This window comes from Shewanella sp. AS16 (genome assembly GCF_021412365.1).
Lineage (GTDB): Bacteria > Pseudomonadota > Gammaproteobacteria > Enterobacterales > Shewanellaceae > Shewanella > Shewanella salipaludis.
Genome location: NZ_JAKCLK010000124.1, coordinates 1 through 324 on the forward strand (window position 1 = coordinate 1; position 324 = coordinate 324).

1 protein-coding gene is annotated in these 324 nt (G+C 50.9%); it reads right to left on the bottom strand.

Annotation, left to right across the window (positions count from 1 at the left end; translation table 11 throughout):
* Window positions 1-99 precede the first annotated feature (99 nt).
* Window positions 100-321, bottom strand: a complete 222-nt coding sequence (locus LZP73_RS21475) for a DUF2502 domain-containing protein (RefSeq protein WP_442800771.1) — start codon at window positions 319-321, stop codon at window positions 100-102.
* Window positions 322-324 lie beyond the last annotated feature (3 nt).

Genomic DNA, 324 nt, shown 5'->3' on the forward strand with positions numbered 1-324 from the left:
CAATGGCGAACTGGTGTTTAAACGCTACGAACAACGTTAAGTTTGTAGTCAATGCCGGATAATGCCGGATAATGCCGGATGGCAATCCGGCATTGATATTTAGCGATGATGTTTGTCAGGCCCCGGACGATGATCGCCACGATGATCATTGTGCTTGTTATGGCGCGGCGATGGCGGCGGTCCATATGGGTGCCAGCGATTGCCTCGCCATTCATAATGTTGTTTCCACCAGCCGTGGTCGCGCCAGTGACCGCCATCCCAGTAATAGCCACGATTATCACGATCGCCTATCTGTAATTTTACTGACGGGACTAGCGTAATTTC